The 19,282-nt window shown below is 64.2% G+C and carries 17 protein-coding genes and 1 pseudogene; 6 read left to right on the forward strand and 12 right to left on the reverse strand.

The window, feature by feature from the left end; translation table 11 throughout:
• The first annotated feature begins 2 nt into the window (after positions 1 to 2).
• Positions 3 to 1,304, forward strand: a complete 1,302-nt coding sequence (locus tag ACWGTO_RS02725) for an NAD(P)/FAD-dependent oxidoreductase (protein ID WP_454573314.1) — start codon at positions 3 to 5, stop codon at positions 1,302 to 1,304.
• 2 nt (positions 1,305 to 1,306) lie between these two features.
• Here ACWGTO_RS02725 and ACWGTO_RS02730 read toward each other — a convergent pair whose 3' ends face one another.
• From ACWGTO_RS02730 to ACWGTO_RS02760, 7 genes and pseudogenes are all read right to left on the reverse strand, one after another.
• Positions 1,307 to 2,287, reverse strand: a complete 981-nt coding sequence (locus tag ACWGTO_RS02730; RefSeq protein WP_454573315.1) for a 2-dehydropantoate 2-reductase — start codon at positions 2,285 to 2,287, stop codon at positions 1,307 to 1,309.
• A gap of 2 nt (positions 2,288 to 2,289) precedes the next feature.
• Positions 2,290 to 3,809, reverse strand: a pseudogene (locus tag ACWGTO_RS02735) (acyl--CoA ligase).
• Between the two features lie 114 nt (positions 3,810 to 3,923).
• On the reverse strand, positions 3,924 to 5,510 hold the full coding sequence (ggt, locus tag ACWGTO_RS02740) for a gamma-glutamyltransferase (RefSeq protein WP_454573316.1): 1,587 nt from the start codon (positions 5,508 to 5,510) through the stop codon (positions 3,924 to 3,926).
• Between the two features lie 30 nt (positions 5,511 to 5,540).
• Positions 5,541 to 6,341 carry an ABC transporter permease gene (locus ACWGTO_RS02745; RefSeq protein ID WP_454573317.1) on the reverse strand — a complete coding sequence of 267 codons (801 nt, stop codon included), beginning with the start codon at positions 6,339 to 6,341 and terminating at the stop codon, positions 5,541 to 5,543.
• Positions 6,338 to 7,255: an ABC transporter permease gene (locus tag ACWGTO_RS02750; RefSeq protein WP_454573318.1), complete on the reverse strand. Its 918-nt coding sequence runs from the start codon at positions 7,253 to 7,255 to the stop codon at positions 6,338 to 6,340. The genes ACWGTO_RS02745 and ACWGTO_RS02750 overlap by 4 nt, the downstream gene beginning before the upstream one ends.
• Entirely contained in the window at positions 7,255 to 8,337 is a 1,083-nt protein-coding gene (locus ACWGTO_RS02755) for an ABC transporter ATP-binding protein (RefSeq protein WP_454573319.1), read from the reverse strand. The genes ACWGTO_RS02750 and ACWGTO_RS02755 overlap by 1 nt, the downstream gene beginning before the upstream one ends.
• Positions 8,338 to 8,422: 85 nt before the next feature.
• Positions 8,423 to 9,463, reverse strand: a complete 1,041-nt coding sequence (locus tag ACWGTO_RS02760; RefSeq protein ID WP_454573320.1) for an ABC transporter substrate-binding protein — start codon at positions 9,461 to 9,463, stop codon at positions 8,423 to 8,425.
• Between the two features lie 236 nt (positions 9,464 to 9,699).
• On the opposite strand from ACWGTO_RS02760, the gene ACWGTO_RS02765 reads away from it, so the two are divergent.
• The gene (locus tag ACWGTO_RS02765; RefSeq protein ID WP_454573321.1) at positions 9,700 to 10,401 is read left to right on the forward strand and encodes a GntR family transcriptional regulator; all 702 of its coding nucleotides are present in this window, start codon (positions 9,700 to 9,702) and stop codon (positions 10,399 to 10,401) included.
• 12 nt (positions 10,402 to 10,413) lie between these two features.
• Here ACWGTO_RS02765 and ACWGTO_RS02770 read toward each other — a convergent pair whose 3' ends face one another.
• The 5 genes from ACWGTO_RS02770 to ACWGTO_RS02790 form a co-directional block, all read right to left on the reverse strand.
• Entirely contained in the window at positions 10,414 to 10,578 is a 165-nt protein-coding gene (locus tag ACWGTO_RS02770) for a hypothetical protein (protein WP_454573322.1), read from the reverse strand.
• A complete protein-coding gene (locus ACWGTO_RS02775; RefSeq protein WP_454573323.1) occupies positions 10,575 to 11,630 on the reverse strand; it encodes an ABC transporter ATP-binding protein in 1,056 nt (351 codons plus the stop codon). Before ACWGTO_RS02775 ends, ACWGTO_RS02770 begins: the two co-directional genes overlap by 4 nt.
• Before the next feature lie 11 nt (positions 11,631 to 11,641).
• Positions 11,642 to 12,475 (reverse strand): carbohydrate ABC transporter permease, encoded by an 834-nt coding sequence (locus ACWGTO_RS02780; protein ID WP_454573324.1) that lies wholly within the window; start codon positions 12,473 to 12,475, stop codon positions 11,642 to 11,644.
• 10 nt (positions 12,476 to 12,485) lie between these two features.
• The gene (locus tag ACWGTO_RS02785; protein ID WP_454573325.1) at positions 12,486 to 13,415 is read right to left on the reverse strand and encodes a carbohydrate ABC transporter permease; all 930 of its coding nucleotides are present in this window, start codon (positions 13,413 to 13,415) and stop codon (positions 12,486 to 12,488) included.
• Positions 13,416 to 13,481: 66 nt separating this feature from the next.
• Complete coding sequence (locus tag ACWGTO_RS02790) at positions 13,482 to 14,864, reverse strand: ABC transporter substrate-binding protein (protein ID WP_454573326.1); 1,383 nt, start codon at positions 14,862 to 14,864, stop codon at positions 13,482 to 13,484.
• A 162-nt stretch (positions 14,865 to 15,026) separates the two neighbouring features.
• Here ACWGTO_RS02790 and ACWGTO_RS02795 point away from each other — a divergent pair, with 162 nt between their 5' ends.
• The 4 genes from ACWGTO_RS02795 to ACWGTO_RS02810 are packed head-to-tail and all read left to right on the forward strand — an operon-like array spanning position 15,027 to position 19,280.
• Complete coding sequence (locus ACWGTO_RS02795) at positions 15,027 to 15,704, forward strand: 4-hydroxythreonine-4-phosphate dehydrogenase (protein WP_454573327.1); 678 nt, start codon at positions 15,027 to 15,029, stop codon at positions 15,702 to 15,704.
• Positions 15,704 to 17,161: a xylulokinase gene (locus tag ACWGTO_RS02800; protein WP_454573328.1), complete on the forward strand. Its 1,458-nt coding sequence runs from the start codon at positions 15,704 to 15,706 to the stop codon at positions 17,159 to 17,161. The genes ACWGTO_RS02795 and ACWGTO_RS02800 overlap by 1 nt, the downstream gene beginning before the upstream one ends.
• 15 nt (positions 17,162 to 17,176) lie before the next feature.
• Positions 17,177 to 18,469: an iron-containing alcohol dehydrogenase gene (locus ACWGTO_RS02805; RefSeq protein WP_454573329.1), complete on the forward strand. Its 1,293-nt coding sequence runs from the start codon at positions 17,177 to 17,179 to the stop codon at positions 18,467 to 18,469.
• A 7-nt stretch (positions 18,470 to 18,476) separates the two neighbouring features.
• Positions 18,477 to 19,280, forward strand: a complete 804-nt coding sequence (locus ACWGTO_RS02810; protein WP_454573507.1) for an HAD-IIB family hydrolase — start codon at positions 18,477 to 18,479, stop codon at positions 19,278 to 19,280.
• The last annotated feature ends 2 nt before the right edge of the window (positions 19,281 to 19,282 follow it).

The raw sequence follows: 19,282 nt of genomic DNA on the forward strand, positions 1-19,282 counted from the left end.
TCATGGCCTCCAGTCCAACAGGTTTCAATTCCGGTCTCGATATCGGCAAATCCTACTATGTCGCCACCGCCAATCCGGCGCCGGACCATCCGGCGCTGGTGGGAGATGTCGACACCGACCTGGTGGTGGTCGGCGGCGGCGGCACCGGCCTGTCCGCCGCCCTTCATGCCGCTGAGCGCGGCCTGAAGGTGGTGCTGCTTGAAGGCGGCAAGATCGGCTGGGGCGCGTCAGGCCGCAATGGCGGGCAGATGATCCCAGGCTTACGCAAAGGCGCCAAGGGCTTGGTCAAGGCTTTCGGGCCGGAGCGGGCGAAGGCGCTGTTCGACCTCGCCTTCGAGGCGCGCGGCCTGGTGCTCGATATCATCGAGCGCCATGCCATCGATTGCGACCTGAGGCTGACCGGCCATCTGGTCGGCGCGGTCAACGGCTCCGATCTCAAGGACCTGGAAGAAGAGGCCAAATGCCTCGACAGGGCGATGAAGTTCCGCGACGTCGAGATCCTGTCTGCGGCCGACGCTCGAGCCAAAGTCGACACGCCCTATCTCGGCGCCATGTATGAACCGCTCGGCGGCCACATGCATCCGCTGAACTACACGCTCGGGCTTGCCCGCGCCGCGACCGCCGCCGGTGTCATCATCCACGAGAATTCGGTGGCGGTGAAACTGGAGCGCGAACCTTCGATCCGGGTCTCGACAGCAAAGGGTTCGGTTCGGGCCAAACATGTCATGCTGGCGGGCGACGCGTTGCTGCACGGACTGGAGCCGCGCGTCAACAGCCGCATCATGCCGGTCGGAAACTACATCGTCGCCACCGAGAAGCTGGAGGGCAAGCGCAATGTCATCCCGGCCAATGTCGCGGTGTCCGATACGCGCTTCGTCGTCAACTACTACCGCATGTCGGCGGACGGTCGGCTGCTGTTCGGTGGCGGCGAGCGCTATACGCCATCGCCGCCAGCCGACATTGCCGGCTTCGTGCGGCCGCATATGGAAGCCACTTTCCCGCAACTGAAGGGCTGCCGCATCGATCACGCCTGGGGCGGGCTGGTGTCGGTGACGACGTCGCGGCTGCCGCATGTCGGGCACTATGGCGAGGTCTATTTCGCGCATGGCTATTCGGGCAAGGGCGTCATCCTGTCGACGCTGTCGGGCAAGCTGCTCGCCGAAGCGATCACCGGCGACGCCACGCGGCTCGACCTGTTCTCGACGCTGACGCCGCTGCCGTTCCCTGGCGGGACGGCGCTGCGCGGTCCGCTCTATGTGCTGGGCATGTTGTGGTACGCCATGCGCGACCGCATCAAGCACTGAACTCAGGGGTAGCAGCCGCGCTCGGTGGCGAGGCGACGCACCAGGGCCAGCACGGCGTCGATGGTCGGCGTCGGCTGGCCGGCGAGCCGGCCGAGTTCCTGCACCGCGCTCACCAGCGCGTCGATCTCCATCGGCCGGCCGCGCTCCAGATCCTGCAGCATCGAGGTCTTGTGCTCGCCGACATCGCCGGCGCCCTTGATGCGCCGGTCGACCGCGATGGGAAAGCGGACGCCGAGGCTTTCGCCGATCGCCTGCGCCTCCAGCATCATGGTGCGGGCAAGCGTGCGTGTGCCCTCATCGGCCACGATCGCGGCCAGCGTGCTGCCGGTCAGCGCCGAGATCGGGTTGAAGGAGAGGTTGCCCCACAGCTTCACCCAGATTTCGCCGCGGATGTCTTCGCGAACCGGTGCCTGTAGCCCGGCCTTGGCCATTTCGTGGGCCAGTCGTGCGACGCGCTCGCTCTTCTCGCCCGAAGGCTCGCCAAGCGAGAAGCGCTTGCCCTCGACATGACGGATCAGGCCGGGCGCATCGACCTCGACCGCGGGATAGACGACCGAACCGATGACGCGTTGAGGACCTAGCCGGTCCCAGATGACACCACCGGGGTCCACTGCTTGCAGCCTCGTGTCTTCGAGCGCGCTGCCGTTCTTGTAAAAATACCACCATGGCACGCCGTTCTGCATGGTGATGACGGCCGTCCCAGGTCCGAGCAGCGGCGCGATCTGGTCGAGGGCAGGGGCGACGGAGTGGGCCTTCAGCGCCAGCACGACATAGTCCTGCACGCCAAGCTCCGCGGCATCGGCGGCAGCCTTGGCAGGAGCTTTCGTCTCCCTGCCATCCTCGATCAGACGCAATCCGTCCGTCCGGATCGCTTCGAGATGCGCGCCGCGCGCCACGATCGAAAGCTCGGTTCGGCCAGCCATGGCAAGCTTGGCGGCGAGGTAGCCGCCAATGGCGCCGGCGCCGAAGACGGTGATCTTCATCGTCAAAGTCCGAGCTTGGCGGCCAGCCCGATGCGCTGCAGCTTGCCCGTCGCGCCCTTGGGGATCTCGTCGAGGATCAGCACCTTGCGCGGCACCTTGAAGTCGGCGAGCCGCGTGGCGGCGTAGGTGCGGATGTCGCCCTCACTGGCCGCCATGGCTTCACGCAGCACAACTGCGGCCGCGACCTCTTCGCCGAGCTTCTCATGCGGCATGGCGAAGGTGACGACCTGCGCCACCGCCGGATGATCCATCAACACGTTGTCGACCTCGAGCGGCGAGATCTTCTCGCCGCCGCGATTGATGATTTCCTTGAGCCGGCCGGTGACGCGCAGATAGAGATCGTCATCCAGCACGCCCTGGTCGCCGGTGTGGAACCAGCCATGCGCGAAGGCCGTGGCGTTGGCGTCCGGGTTGTTCTCGTAGCCCGTCGTGACATTGGGTCCGCGAATGACGATTTCGCCGGTTTCCCCGGCCTTCAGCAGTTTTCCGTCCGGCGCCATGACAGCCACTTCGGGTCCACCGGCGGCGCCGACGCTGCCTGGCTTGCGCTGACCCGGCGGCAGGCGGTTCGACGCCATCTGATGCGCGGCCTCGGTCATCCCATAGGATTCGATGACCGGGCAGCCGAAGGTCGCCTCCAGTTCCGCCATCACTTGCGCCGGCAGCGATGCCGAGGACGAGCGGATGAAGCGCAGGGGGCCGCGGCCAGCGCCTCGGCGTTGCGCGCCGCGCGCGGCAGGATCGCCTGATGCATGGTGGGCACCGCCGTGTACCAGCTAGGCCTCGTTTCATTGAGCCAATGGAAGAAACGAAGCGCGTTGAAGCCCGGGGTGCAGTAGACGCTGCCGCCGGCTGCTAGCGAGGACAGCACGGCCGCGATCAGCCCGTGGATATGAAACAGCGGCATGATATTGAGGCATCGGTCATTGGCGGTCAGGCTCAGCGTCGCGCCGATATGGGCGGCGGAGGCCGCGACATTGGCATGGCTGAGCGGCACCAGCTTGGGGCGGGACGTGGTGCCCGAAGTGTGTAGCAAAAGTGCGATGTCGCCGTCCTGCGCCATGTCGGGCGCTGCCTGCGGACCGATTGCAGCGCCCTTGATCGTGAAGGTTCCAGCAGGCGCGTTGCGCTGTACGACGAGCCTCAGCACGCCGATGCCGAGCCGCTCGGCCACCGCCACGGACGGGCCGGCCTCGTCCTCGGCGACGAGGATCGCCTTGGCGCCGATGTCGGTCAGGTAGAAATCGAGCTCGTCGGCCCGGTAGGCCGGATTGAGCGGCGCCGTCGACGCGGCCGCCGCCACCGCGATGAAGGCCGTGGCCATCTCCGGCCCGTTCGGCAGCAGGATGGCCACCCTGTCGCCACGGCCGATGCCGAGCGCGTGCAATTGTTCGGCTGTTGCCGCGACCAGCGCCCGCAGGCCGCCATGGGTCAGCGCGGGCCTGTCGGGCGCCAGGATCGCCGCGGCATTATCGACGCCCGCGACGAGACGATGGGAGAGATCTGGGTGATTTTGGGTCATGGTCACCGGCTATGTTTCAAACGAGTGCTTGTGAAAGTCCAGCGGACGATTTGGGCTCGGTACAGATGGCGGCGCCGAAGCGCGGCAAGCGCCGGCCTTGCAACGCGCATCCGCTCAATAGCCAAGCGCCAAACCGTCCTTGCGAGGATCGGAGGCGCCAGTCAGCGTTCCCTTGTCCCAGTCGATCAACACGACCTGGCCGCCGCCGAGCGGATGGTGCGGCTCGGCGATGCGATGGCCGCGCCGGCGCAGGCCTTCGATGGCCTCGGCGGGTACGTTGCGTTCGGCTTCCACCATGCCGTCATTGCAGAACACCCTTGGCGCATCCAGCGCCTGTTGCGGGTCCATGCCGAAGTCCAGCATGTTGGTAAGAAGGTGGGCATGTCCGAACGGCTGGTAGCCCCCACCCATGACGCCGAACGGCATCACCGCGCGGCCGTTCTTCGTCATCATGCCGGGCATGATCGTGTGCATCGGCCGCTTGCCGGGTGCGATCGCGTTGGGGTGCGCCGGGTCGAGGCGGAAGCTCGCGCCACGGTTCTGCAGCACCACGCCGGTTTGCGGGCCGACGACACCGCTGCCGAAGGAGTAGTAGGTCGAGTTGATGAAGGAGACCGCATTGCGATCCCGGTCGACGACGGAGATATAGACTGTGTCGCTGCCCGGCAGGTCGACATCAGGCAGGTGCGTCATGGCGCGCTCGCGGTCGATCTCGGCGCGCAGGCGGTCGGCATAGGCGCTGGACAGAAGCTCTCTCACCGGCACCCGAACCTGGTCCTGGTCGCCGACGAAAGTATCACGGTCGCGATAGGCCAGCCGTCCCGCCTCGATTTCCAGATGCAGGCGTTCGGCGCCGTTCGGGTCGAGCGCGCCGAGCTTGAAGCCCGACAGCACGTTCAGCATCAGAAGCGCCGTCAGGCCCTGGTTGTTCGGCGGCATCTGGTAGACCTCATGGCCGCCATAGGAGACGCTGACCGGCGCCACGTAGTCACCCTTGGTGGCGGCGAAATCCTCAAGCGTATGCAATCCGCCAAGTTCGTTGAGCCGGTCGACGATGTCGTCGGCGACCATGCCTTGGTAAAATCCGGCGCGACCTTGTTTGGCGATGATTCGCAAGGTGGCGGCGAGTTGCGGCTGCCTGTGCACCTCGCCGGCCTTCGGCGGTTTGCCGCCCGGCAGGAAGATGCGCGCCGAATGCTCGTCGGCGGAAAGATCCGTTTCAGGTGCGGCCCAGTCGAAGGCGACGCGGTCATGCACGACATAGCCGTTCTCGGCATAGTGGATGGCCGGCGCCAGCACTTCGGCGATACCCTTGCGGCCATGCTCCTCCAGCAACCGGCACCATGCATCGACGGCGCCCGGCACGGTGACCGCATGCGGACCCTGCAGCGGGATCGTGTCGAAGCCTTTTTGCCGGTACCAATCGGTCGTGGCCTTGGCCGGCGCGCGGCCCGAGCCATTGAAGGCCAGCACCTCGCCCTGTCCGCGCGGGCAATAAAGGACAAAACAATCTCCGCCGATGCCGGTGGATTGCGGCTCGACCACGCCCTGCACTGCGGCGGCGCAGATTGCGGCATCCATGGCGTTGCCGCCGGCGCGCAGCATCTCGATTGCGGCGAGCGTCGAAAGCGGATGCGACGTTGCGGCCATGGCCTCGGTGGCGCGGACGGGCGAGCGGCCGGGAAACTGGAAATCACGCATTTGGTCTGGGTATCCCATGGTCAGCTGAAATCAATGGCGGCGGCCGAAAATCTGCGCAACCGACAAAAGCACGACCGACAGCACGATCAGGCAGGTCGAGATGGCGGCAATGGTCGGGTCGATCTGGTCGCGTAGCGCGTTGAACATGCGGCGGGTCAGCGTCGTGGTCTCGCCGCCCGATATGAACAGCGATACGACGACCTCGTCAAACGAGGTGATGAAGGCAAACAGCGCGCCGGAGACGATGGAGAAACGGATCTGCGGCATGGTCACCTGCCAGAATGCGGCGATGCGTCCGGCGCCAAGGCTGCGCGCCACCCGCTCCTGGTTCATGTCGTAGGAGCGCAGGCCCGAAAGCACCGTCAGCACCACCAGCGGCAGCGCCTGCACCGTGTGGGCGATGACGAGGCCGGTCAGCGTGTTGTTGAGCCCGATGCGGGCATAAAGAAAGAAAGTACCGATGCCGATCAGGATCACCGGGACGATCAGCGAAGCCATCAGCAGCGCATTGATGGTGCCGTTGAGGCGCAGCGTACCCCGGTTGATCGCATAGGCCGCGGCCGTGCCGAGTGGCGTTGCCACGCATGTCGTCATAACAGCCACTTTGACCGAGACAATGGTGGCGTCGCGCCATTCCGGCGACTGGAAGTAACTCTCATACCAGCGCAAAGACCATTGCTGCGGCGGAAATTGCAGCAGTGTCGAATCCGAAAACGACATGATGACGATGATGATCGACGGCGCGATCAGGAACAACAGGACGAGGCCGCCGAGCGCATAGAGCCACAGGCGTTGCCGGTGCGAAATGGGCAGGCCGACATCTGCGCTCATCGCGAACTCCATACACCGGTGGCGCGTGCGCCGAGCAGCCACTGGAAGAGGCCGAGCAGCGCAAGCGTGACCACCAGCAGCACCACACCAAGCGCGCCGCCGGCGCCCCAATTCGAATAGAGGCTGGTGGTCTGCTCCATGCGCATCGCCCACATGATCACCTTGCCACCGCCCATCAGCGCCGGCGTGACGAAGAAACCCAGACAAAGCACGAAGACGATGACCACGCCCGAGGCAAGGCCCGGCAGCGAGAGCGGAAAGAAGATCTGCCGGAAGGTGGCGACAGGGCCGGCGCCGAGGTTCATGCCGGCGCGCAGGCAGTCGGTGTCGATGGTCTTCATCGAGGCGTAGAGCGGCAGCACCAGGAACGGCAGCAGGATGTGCGTCATGCCGATGACGACGCCGGAAAGATTGTTGGCGAGCGGTAGCGGCTGGCTGATGACGCCGAGATCGATCAGCCAGCTGTTGATCAGCCCCTTGCGCTGCAGGATCACCAGCCAGGCATAGGTTCGCACCAGCACCGATGTCCAGAATGGCAAGATGACGAAGATCAGGCAGATCGACGCCGCCCGGCGCGGCAATTGCGACAGCATATAGGCCAGGGGATAGCCAAGAAGAACGCAGGCAGCGGTGACGATGAAGGCGACCTTGAAGGTGGTGACGAAGGTCTTGATGTAGGAGGCCTGTTCGAAGAAGCGGGCATAGTTGGCGGCGCTGAAGGCGCCGGCTTCATCGAACAGCGAGAGCCAGAACAGCCAGCCGATCGGCACGACGATGACCGCGCAGACGAGGAACAGGCTCGGCGCCAGTAGCGCCAGCAGCCGAAGGGATTCGCGCCGGGCGTCGGCGCGCAGCGCCTGCGCGTTCAGCTGCTGATGGCTGGCGTCGTCCACGAGGGCCGATTGCGCTGACATCAGTCCGCCGCCACCAGGATAGCGTCCTGCGCGTCGATACCGAGGTTGACGGGTTGGCCGGCAGCCGGAAGCCTGGCCAGCACGTCGCTGCGGCAATAATCGCGCAGCGTCAGCTGCCTGCCGTCAGGCAGCGCTGCGTAGCAGACGAAACTGTCGCCCTGATAAATGATGTCGCCGACCGTGGCGCGCAGCACACTGACGCCGTTCGCCGGTTCGGCCTCCGTCACCAGCCGCAGCTTCTCGGGCCGCACCACCAGGAGGCGCTGGCCCGAGGTCGGCGCCGGCATTGCCGTGTGGATTCGCTTGTCTCCGTACCAGGCCGAGCCGTTGCGGCATTCCACCGGAATGAAGTTCGATTCGCCGATAAAGCCTGCCACAAATCGGGTCTGCGGCGTCGCGTAGAGGGCTTCCGGGCGGTCGAGCTGCTCGATGCGTCCTTCGTTCATCACGGCGATGCGGTCCGACATGGTGATGGCTTCGCGCTGGTCGTGCGTGACATAGACCGTCGTCATGCCCAGCCGGCGATGCAGGCTGCGCAGTTCAATCTGCATGTGTTCACGCAGTCCCTTGTCCAACGCCGACAAGGGTTCGTCCATCAGCACGATGCGCGGCTCGAACACGATGGCGCGCGCCAGGGCCACGCGCTGGCGCTGGCCGCCCGAGAGCTGGTCGACCCCGCGTTCGCCCAGTCCCTGCAGTTTCACCAGGTCCAGCGCTTTCTCGACACGCGCGGCCATCTCGGCCGCTGGCACGCGGCGCTGCTTTAGCGGAAAGGCGATGTTGTGAAACACATTCATATGCGGAAACAGCGCATAGTTCTGGAACACCATGCCGATGTTGCGTTTGTGCGGAGGCGTGGCGATGATCTCCTCGTCGCCGACCTTGATCGAGCCGGCATTGGCCCGCACAAAGCCGGCCAGGATCATCAGCAGCGTCGTCTTTCCGGATCCGGAAGGACCAAGCAGCGTCAGGAATTCGCCGGCAGCGACATCGAGGCTCAGATCCCGCAGGACCGACACGGCGCCAAATCGTTTCTCTATGCGACGAATGCCGATGGGGAGCGCGGAGGGCGCAATGGACAAAAGCTTCTCCCGGGATTGTGAGGCGCGGCATGGTGGCAGGGCGAAGGTTCGTCGCCCTGCCGCAAGTCGAGGTTCCGGTCGCAGCCTATTGCTGGATCAGATTGTTGAACTTCTCAGTGGCTTCCACGAGATTGTCGCGCCAGAACTCGGCATCCTGCAGCACCTGCTTCTTGACGTTTTCGGGCGCTGAGTTGATGTCCTTGATCCGCTCCGGCGGGATCTTGCCGGTCTCGAATGCCTTCTCGTTGACCGGACCGTTGTCGACATAGAGCGGCAGATTGGCCTGCAGGTCAGGGCTGACGAACATGGCCAGCGCCTTCATGGCGGCATCCTTGTTCTTGGCGCCCTTGGGGATGACCATGCAGTCGGCGGTGAGCACACCCTGGTCGAAGGAGAAGCTGACCGGGGCGCCGCTCTTCTTCAGCGTGCCGGCGCGGCCGTTCCAGATGCTCGCCATGTCGACTTCGCCGTCCTTGACCAATTGCATGGCCTGGGCGCCGGAGGTCCACCAAGCATCGACGTTGCCGCGGATCTTGTCGACGGATTTCAAAGCACCGTCGATGTCGACGGGGTAGACTTTGTCGATTGGGGTACCTTCGGCAAGAGCGGCAACGCTCAGCGTTTCCGTCGCCTGGCTGCCGCTCAATGCGCGCCGGCCCGGAAACTTTTTGACATCCCAGAAATCCGCCCATGTTTTTGGGCCTTTGTCGCCGAAGACGTCGGTTCGGTAGATGAGGACGACAGATGTGTAGGAGATGCCGACCCAGTCGTCATGGACGAGTTTCGGATTGATGCCGGCCTTGTCGATGATGTTGTAATCGAGCTTTTCGAACAGGCCTTCCTTCGAGCCGCGCGCGCATTCGTCGGCGCCGAGTTCGGTGAGGTCCCACTTCACCGCATTGCCGGTCACCTGCAGGCGGACATCGTCCAGGCCGTTGGTGGTGTCTTCCTTGATGGTGATGCCGAGCGCATCGGCGGCCGGCTTGAAGAACGCCTTGGTCTGCGCCTCCTGATAGGTGCCGCCCCATGAGGCGACGGTGATTGTGTCGCCGGCGATCGCCGGCACCGCAACCGAGGCCAAAAGGCCTGCGATGGCAAAAATTCTGACGTTGCTGGTCCTGTTCATTTTCGGTTCTCCAACCGGTGTTCCCATTGTTTTTGATTTCGCATGCTATTTTGTATACAATTTTGAGTGTAGCCTAGGGGCTGGTGAAGTCAACAGTCCCTGGTACTGCCGACTTAAGCGTCTCGTGCCGTTGGGGATGGGCTCACCGGGCGTGGCAAATGACGCCGACTGTGAATACAGATAGGCCTGAGAGAACTTCGACGTCCGGCTAAGAACCTGAGAAACGGAACCGATCATTGGCCAAGGAAACGAAAAACACGCTGCGCGACTCGGTCTACTCGTCTCTCAAGGCAATGATCGTGACCGGCCAGATCCCGCCCGGGTCGCGCGTCACCGAAAATGACATCGCCGCCAAGCTGAATGTCAGCCGCACGCCGGTGCGCGAGGCCTTCAACCGCCTTGAGCGCGACGGACTGGTCACCGGCAGGCCGCGTCAGGGCTATGCCGTTACCGAGTTCGACATCAACATGTTTCGCGAGGCGTTCGAAATCCGCGAACTGCTCGACGGACACGCCACCGAACTGGCCGCCGCCAAGGCAACCGAAAAGGACATGACGCGGCTTCGCGGCATGCTGGCCGAATGCGAGCGGTTGGCCGCAATTCCCGACCGCACCACCAGGGAGAAATTTGCGGAGCTGGAGGTTGGCATCGACCTACACCGCGTGATCGCCGAAATCAGCGGCAACGTCATGCTTCACGGCATGCTGTGCGGCATACTGGACAAGTGCCAACACTATGTATGGACGGAATTGCTTTTTCTGGACGAGTGGAAGATCGCACGCGACGAACATGCCGCCATCGTCGAAGCGATAGGCGCCGGAGACGTGAACCGGGCCGGCAGTCTGGCCCGCGCCCATGTGCGCGGATCGCGCGAAAACACGCTGCGCCTGCTGCAGGCCAAGTCCGACTATCAATCATTCCTTGCCAAGGCGTCCTGACCGGGCTGGATCCTAAAACCAGATCAACCAGACAAGCTGCAGGATGACCAAAGCGATGGCGTCCCAGAAAATGAGCTCGCCGGTCGAGAACCAGCGCCTCGACCGGTTGAAGCTGTAGAACAGCCGCCAGACCAGAGCGGCGGCGGCCAGCGGCGCCAGAGCGAGCAGCGTGCTCACCGCAGCCGCGCTCCCGACACCGCATCGAACGTGTGCAGCGCTGCTGGCGGAAAGCGCAGATGCAGCGGCTGGCCGGGACCGTAGGCGCGATCGTCATTGGCGGTCCTGACGATCAGCGCATTCGCCTCGCTCTTGGCGAAGATCAGTACGTCGGGCTCGACCGGCTCGACGACATCGACGGCGAAACGGATCGCGTCGCCGGCGGAAGCGTCGACGAGCTGGATCTGTTCAGGGCGGATGCCGAGCACGATCGGACCGTCCGGCCGTCCGGGCAGCGGGCAGGTAAAGCCGCTGGCATGGAAAACACCGTCGCGGACATCGCCGTCGAACGTGTTCATGGCCGGGCGGCCGATGAATTCGGCGATGAAGCGGTTGGCCGGCCGCCGGTAGATCTCGCGCGGATCGTCATACTGGATCAGCGCGCCTTCGCGCAGCACCGCGACCCTGGTCGCCAGCGTCATCGCCTCTTCCTGGTCATGGGTGACGAAGACGAAGGTCTTTTTCAACTCTCGATGCAGGCGCTTCAACTCGGTGCGCATGTGGAGCCGCAGCAAGGCGTCGAGGTTGGACAGCGGCTCGTCCATCAGGCAAAGACTGGGCTGCCAGACCAGCGCGCGGGCCACTGCGACGCGCTGCGCCTGGCCGCCCGACAGTTGCGAAGGACGGCGGTCGAGGTAACGCGTGATTTCCAGAAGCTCGGCCATGGCGCGCACGCAGCGGTCGAGCTCGGCGGCCGGCATTTTTCGGATGCGCAAGGGATAGGCGATGTTCTCGTAGACGCTCTTGTGGCTGTAGAGCGCGTAGTTCTGGAACACCATGCCCATGCCGCGCAGGCGCGGCGGCAGGTCGGTGACATCGCGGCCTTCGACCAGGATACGGCCGGCGGTCGGACGTTCAAGGCCGGCAAGCAGCCGGCAGGCTGTGGTCTTGCCGGAGCCCGAAGGGCCGAGCAGCACGAGGAATTCGCCGGGCTCGAAAGCGAGGTCGAGCGCCTGCAGCGCCACCGTCCCGTCCGGGAAGGCCTTGGTGACGCCGTCGAAAACAATTGCCATGCAAGATCCCTTCAACCCTTGACCGCGCCGAAGGTCAGGCCGCGGACGAGCTGTTTCTGGACAAGGAAAGTGAAAAGCACGATCGGCAGCGTCGCCACGATGGCGACCGCCGCTACCTGTCCCCACAGCGTGCCATGCGGCGTCACCAGCCCGGGTATGCCGACGGTCAGCGGACGCCCATCGAAGGCGACGAGGATGAAGGCATAGAGGAACTCGTTCCACGACAGGATGAAGCATAGCACCGCCGTCGCGCCGATGCCGGGCGCGGCCAGCGGTGCTACAACGAAGAAGAAAGCGCCGAGCCGCGAGCGGCCGTCCATCATCGCCGCCTCGTCGATCTCCCTGGGGATTTCGGCAAAGAAGCCGCGCATCATCCAGACGACGAGCGACAGGTTGAAGGAGGTGTGGGCGATCACCACGGCATAGATGGTGTCGATCAGGCCAAGCGAGGTGAAGAACAGGAACAGCGGCACGGCGATCGAGATCGGTGGCGCCATGCGCGTCGTCAGAAAGAAGAAGAACAGGTCTTCCTTGCCGGGAAAATCAGAGCGGGCGAAGCCATAGGCTGCCGGCGCACCGATGAGGATGCAAAGTACCGTCGACGATACCGAAATCAGCACCGAATTGATCGCCAGCGGCCAGTATTCCTTGTCGATGAAGACGGCCGGATAGTTGGCGAGCGTCGGCGCGAAGCTCCATTTCGGCACCGACGACAACAGGTCGACGCGGTTCTTGAACGAGGCCAGCACCATCCAGACGTAAGGCGTCAAGGCAACCACGACGGCGACGAGCAGCACGGCCCAGGCAAAGCTCTTCCAGGCGCGATTGGTGGACTGGTCGATCATCGCCGTGCCCTCAAAACGCCGCCGCCGGCTTGCGGCTCGACCAGTAGACGGCCTTGTAGAAGACCGAGCACAGGATCAGCACGACGAGATAGATCATGAAGGCGACCGCGGCGCCGTAGCCGAGGTCCCAGTTGCGGAAGTTGACGCGGTAGGCATAGATCGAGACCAGCTCGGTCAGCGTTCCCGGGCCGCCGCCGGTCATCAAAAACACCTTGTCGAATTCCTTGAAGGCGTCGATGCCGCGCAAGAGCAGCACCAGCGCTATGACCGGCCGCAGCAGCGGCAGCATGACATCGCGAAAAATCTGGAACGGTTTGGCGCCGTCCATCATCGCCGCCTCGAACGGTGCGCGCGGCAGGCTCATCATGCCGGCCAGCATGATCAGGGTGACGAAAGGCGTCCACTGCCAGACGTCGATGGCGACGATGGTCGGAAAGACGAGGTCGGGCGCCGAAAGCACCGCGGCGTTCTGCGCCAGCAGGCCGACCTTGCGCATGTAGAAGGTGAGCATGCCGAAATCGCCCTGCAGAAGCAGGCGCCAGATCAGCCCGACGGCGACCGGCGCAATCATCATCGGGATGAGCAGCAGCGTGGTCAAAAGCCGCTGGCTGGCGACGAAGCGGAAGATCATGAAGGCCAGCGCGAAGCCGAGCAGGAATTCGAGACCCACGGCGATGAGGACGAATTTCAGCGTCAGCAGGAACGACGCCCAGAAGAACGGATCGTTGCGCATCAGCTTGCGGAAATTGTCGAAGCCGACAAACGCGCCGGAATGGCTGGCATCGGCAAAGCTGAGGTCGGTCAACGCGGTATAGACCATGTAGTAGAACGGGCCGACCAGGAAGACGACGACAAGCAGCGTCGCTGGCAGCATCAGCAGCGGTCCCACCCCACCGTCGAGAAGCGGCATTCCGCGCGGCGATGGAGTGCGGTTCGTCACGGGCATTTCCTGCGGACAAGAATGGCTACCCGCTTGTGCGGGTAGCCTCTGCGCGACATTCGAGACCTATCGTGCCGGATAGGTCATGGGTGCGCAAGAACCGAGCAATGTCGAGATGTCGGTGGCGGCGGTGTCCAGGGCAGCCTGCGCTTCCTTCTCGCCGGCGAGGTAGGACGACAGCTCGCGCACCAATATGTCGGTCATCTCTGCCGATTGCGGCAGTGTCGCCTTCGGCACCGCATGCTCGTTGGCCTCCATCGAAGCCTTGGCATAGGGCAGCTTCTGCACCTCCGCCGAAGCATAGACATCGGGCCGGCCGGAAGCGCCGCCATTGAGATGCTGCTCAAGCTGGCGGTCATAACCCATCATCCACTGGACGAAGAGGAAGGCGGCCTGCGGGTTCTTCGAATAGACCGGGATGAGATAGGTCCAACCCTCGACCTGGCCGATCTTGCCGCCTTCGCCTTGCGGCACGAGGTCGAAGCCGACCTTGCCGACGACGGTGGAGGCGGTGGTGTCGACCGACACGGCATAGGTGGCGTCGTTCCACATGATCAGTTCGGCGACCTTGGCCTGCTGCATCAGCGCCATGACGTCGTCCCAGAAATAGTTGAGGCTGTCCGGCGGTGAGAACTGCAGCAGACTCTTGTAATATTCGAGCGAGGCGACGGCCTTGGGGCTGTTGACGATGACCGGGCCGCAGGCCGAGCCGCTCTTCACGTCGAGCACGTCGCCGCCGAAGGAATAGAGGAAGTTGAGCCACTCGTACCACAGCGCCTCATGGCGCTTGCCCTGCAGGGCTGTGCCGTAGAAGCCCTGGTCGGGGCGGTAGAACCATTCGGCGATGTCGCGATACTGCTTCCAGTCCTTGGCGGGCGCCAGGTCGTAGCCATACTTCGCCTTGAAGCCGGCCTGCTCCTTGGGATCGGCGAGCAGGTCCGAGCGATACCACATGAACATGTTGAGCACGGTGAAGGGGAAGCCGTACTCCTTGCCGTCATACCAGGAGATCTCGTGCCAGGCAGTCTGGTAGAGCTGCTTTTCCGGCTCGAAGGTCGGATCGCGCAAAGCCGGGTCGGCCATCATCTTGGCGATTTCGATCAGATGATTGTTGGTGGCGAACTTGCCGAGCTCGCGGTGCGGCTGGATGATGACGTCGTAACGGCCGCGGTGCGAATTGAGATCGAGCTGCACCTTGTTGACGGCTTCCGAATGCTCATACATCTCGACTTCGACATGGATGCCCGTCTGCTTTTCAAACTCCGGCGCCATCTTCTTCAGCGCTTCGAGCGGCGGCAGCGCCTCGCCGACCATGCGGATGGTCTGGCCGCTGTAGGGCTTCGACGCCTCCTTCAGGTCCCACGCAGCAGCCTGTGTGATTTGCCACATAAGGGCGGCGACGACGAGCAGTCCGGATGCGGTACTCCCACGTCTCAGCGGCTTGAGCATTCTTCCCTCTCCCTAGAAGTCGTGCCTGGCGGGCCGGCGCCCGTTCTGTCATAAAATGTGTGGTACTGCAAATTAAAATGTGGCACCTTGCAACAAATGGTTGGGAGATGTTAACAGACCGGCAGTAAACCGGCTTTCCCGACCAGGCGAGGGACCTTTCGGATGGACTTCATCTTCATGCTGACGCGTAACGATCGCACGGTCGAGGACTGCCTCGACCTTGTCGAGCTGATCGAGCCGGTCGGGCTGAAGCATGTCGGCTTCAAGGACATCGGCGTGGCGCCGGATGTATTGAGCAAGCTCGCCGGCGCCATTCGCCGGACAGGCGCCACCACTTACATGGAAGTTGTCTCGACGACAGCAGAGGCCTGCCTCAATTCGGCGCGCATCGCCAGGGATCTCGGCATCCAGCGGCTGCTCGGCGGCACCCAGGTCGACGAGATCATGGCGCTGCTGGAAGGGAGCGATACCGAATACTACCCTTTTCCGGGCCGGCCGGTCGGGCATCCGACCAAGCTCGGCGGCTCCCCTGGAGAGGTGGAGGCCGATTGCCGCGCCTTCGCCGAAAAGGGTTGTGCGGGATGCGACATCCTCGCCTATCGCGCCACCGAGGCCGACCCGGCCGAACTGGTTCGCGCCGCCCGGCGCGGGCTTGGGCCGTCGCGGCATCTGATCGTCGCCGGCGCCGTAGCCTCGGCCGATCGGATCAAGGCAATCAAGCAGGCCGGCGCCAACGCTTTTACCATTGGCACAGCGGTTTTCGACGGTTCCTATTCGCCGACGAAAGGTTCTATCCTCTCGCAGTTGCGGGATGTCCTCGCGGATTGCGAGCGTGTCTAATGCCAGTCATCGGCCTCGATCTGGGCACACAAAGCCTGAAGGCGATCGTCGTCGATGACGAATTGCGGCTGCGTGGCGAGGCCGCTGTGCTTTATCAGCCGGCCTTCCCGGCTCCGGGTTGGGCCGAACAGAATCCGGCGCTGTGGCTGGCGGCGCTCAAGCCGGCTATTGCCGGCGCACTCGACAAGGCTGGGCTTGCACCATCCGACATCAGGGGCTTTGCCATTGCCGGCCAGCTCGACGGCTGCGTCGCGGTCGACGGCAGCGGCCAGGCCCTGGCGCCTTGCATCATCTGGATGGATCGGCGGGCGTCGGGAGAAATCGCCGGCATAGATCCAGGTTTCATCCGGGAGCGCACCGGTCTCGTCCTCGACGCCACCCATATGGCGGCGAAAATCCGCTGGGCAGCGCGCAACCTGCCCGAAGCGCGTCGCGTGGCGCTCTGGCACCAGCCCGTTTCGTTCGTGGTCGCTGCGTTGTGCGGTCGTGCCGTCATCGACCACGCACTTGCCTCGACGACCATGCTCTATGGGCTGAACGAGCGCCACTATGCCGGCGATCTGCTGGCGGCCTTCGACATCGATGCGGATAAGCTGCCGGGCATCGACGATGCATCGGCGGCCGCCGGCGCCTTGACCGCGGTCGGCGCCGAACTGACAGGCCTGCCTGTGGGCACGCCGCTGGCAGTCGGCACGGGCGATGATTTTTCCGCCGCCATCGGCGCCGGCGTTGTCGTGCCCGGTATCGTTGCCTGCAATCTCGGCACGGCAGAAGTGGTCGGTGCGGTGTCGGACACGCTTCGCCTCGATCCCGGCGGCCTGGTCGAGACACATGGTTTTCTCGGTGACCGCTATTTCGTCTCCAATCCCGGATGGCTTTCTGGCGGCGCAGTGACCTGGTTCCAGTCTACCTTCGGCGTCGGTTCCCCGGCGGCGATGTCGGAGCTGGCGGCGACGGTCGTTGCCGGCAGCGACGATCTGCTGTTCCTGCCGGCACTGTCCGGCGCCATGGCGCCGCGCTGGATTGCCGAGGCGCGCGGTGCTTTCTACGGGCTGACATCCTTCCACGGCAAAGCGGCCTGCGCCCGCGCAGTGCTGGAAGGCTGTGCCTTCGGCATGCGCGACGTGGTCGACCGACTGGACGAGCTTGGCATCGCCACCGGGCGCATCAGGCTTTCCGGCGGCGGTGCCCGCAGCCCGGTGTGGTCGCAAATCCGTGCCGATGTCAGCGGCAGGCCTGTCGAGATAGCAAGTGCCGCCGATGCCTCGCCGATCGGCGCGGCAATCCTTGCCGCCACCGCCATCGGCCTTGCGTCCTCGGTGCAGCAGGCGGCCGAAAGGTTGGGCGGCGGCATCGAGACGATCGACCCAAATCCTTCGGCCATGGCCGCCTACGACAGAAGTTACCGCCGGTATCGGACCCTGTTCGATGCCCTGACCCCGCTTCATAGCGACTGATTGGACGACATCCCGATGTCCAAGGAAATGCTCGATAGCCTCATTGCCGGCACCCTTCCCGACCCGGATGACGAGGGAATGCTATCGGTGCCGCTAAAGACCATCGTCATCGGGCGCGGTCTTGGTGACGAGGCCGATGCGCTGGTCAAGCCGCTGCCGCTCGGCCGCAAGCTTGCGGTGGTGATGGATCCGGAAACCCGCCTGGCGCTGGGCGAGAGGGTCTCGATCGCGCTGCGCGGCAGCAGCGATGTCGACAAGATCATCCTGCCGCGCCATCCGCATCCGGACATGGACGCCGTGCGATCGGTGATCGCCCGCACGCAGAATGCCAGCGGACTGGTCGCGGTCGGATCGGGTTCGATCAACGACATCACCAAATATGCCGCCCATCTGACCCAAAAACCCTATGTGGTGTTCGGCACCGCGCCGTCGATGAACGGCTACACCTCGGTGTCGGCGGCGATCACTCAGGACGGCCTGAAGAAATCGCTGACGGCGAGCCTGCCGGTCGGGGTGTTCCTCGACCTCGACGTGATGGCACGGGCGCCGCACCGGCTGATCGCAGCCGGCTTCGGCGATTCGATGGCGCGGCCGACCGCGCAGACCGACTGGCTGATGGCGCACCTTTTCCTCGGTACGCCCTACAGGCAGGCGCCGTTCATGCTTCTGGCCGAGGACGAGAAGGCGCTCATCGCCAAGGCCGGCGAACTCAGGACCGGCGACCTCGCGGCAATGGAAGTTCTAGTCCGCACGCTGGTCATGTCGGGGCTCGGCATGACTTTGTGCGGTGGCTCCTATCCGGCCAGCCAGGGCGAACATCTGATCGCCCACTACATCGATATGCGCGGCCAGGGACTGCCCGATGCGCATCACGGCGAACACATAGCGGTGACGACGTTGACGATGGCGCGGCTGCAGGAGCGGGTGTTGGCATTGCCGGAACTGCAGCTTGCCCCGTCCTCCGATACGCCGGACCGTTTCATCGAGATCTTTGGCGAAACCCTCGGACGCTCCTGCTGGGCAGCGTTCAAGCCCAAGCTGCTCGACAATGAGCGGGCGACCGCCATCAACACCATGCTGGCCGAGCAATGGCGTTCGTATCGCGAAAGGCTTTCCCGCGTGGCCCGTCCGGCGCGCGAGATCGCGGCAGCACTGCGTGCCGCCGGCGCGCCAACCACGCCGCAGGAGGTCGCCATACCCGCCGCCTTCTACGATGAAGCGGTAGCCAATGCGCGGCTGATCCGCGACAGGTTCACGATGCTCGACGTCGCGGCCGCCTCGCTCGAAACGGTCGCGGCGGGAGCCTGAGCGAGTGCTGCGTCCGCTCGCCGACTTCACCGGCCTGGATCGTCGCAGGATCGCCGTCGTACTGACCGACATCGACGACACCTTGACCGACAAGGGGCGGCTGCCGGCAAAGGCCTATGCGGCGCTGGAACGGCTGAAGCAGGCCGGGTTCATCGTCGCGCCGGTTACCGGCCGGCCTGCCGGCTGGTGCGACCTGATCGCCCGGCAATGGCCGGTGGACGGCGTGATCGGTGAGAACGGCGCCTTTTATTTTCGCTACGACGACGCTGCCAAGCGGATGGTCCGCCACTACGCCAGAAGCGCTGCCGAACGGCAGGCCGACGCGGCGCGTTTGCGCGAGATCGAACGCGCCGTGCTCGCGGAAATTCCGGGTGCGGCGGTCGCTGCCGACCAGACCTATCGCGAGGCCGACCTTGCGATCGATTTCTGCGAAGACGTCGCACCGCTGCCCAAAACCGAAGTGCTGAAGATCGTCGGTATCTTCCAACGCTTCGGTGCGACGGCGAAAATCTCGTCCATCCATGTCAATGGCTGGTTCGGCACATACGACAAACTGTCGACAAGCCGGCTATTCTTGCGCGACTGTTTCGGTATAGATATTGACCACGACAAGGACAGCATTGTCTTCGTCGGCGATAGTCCAAACGATGCACCAATGTTCGGCTTCTTCCCCAACAGCGTCGGCGTCGCTAATGTGCTGGACTTCGCCGGCGAACTTCCGGCATCTCCTGCCTTCGTCACAAGCGGGCGCGGCGCGCACGGATTTGCCGAGCTTGCCGACGCGTTGATTGCTGCAAAGGGAATGGAATAATC

The organism is Mesorhizobium sp. PL10, from assembly GCF_053714315.1.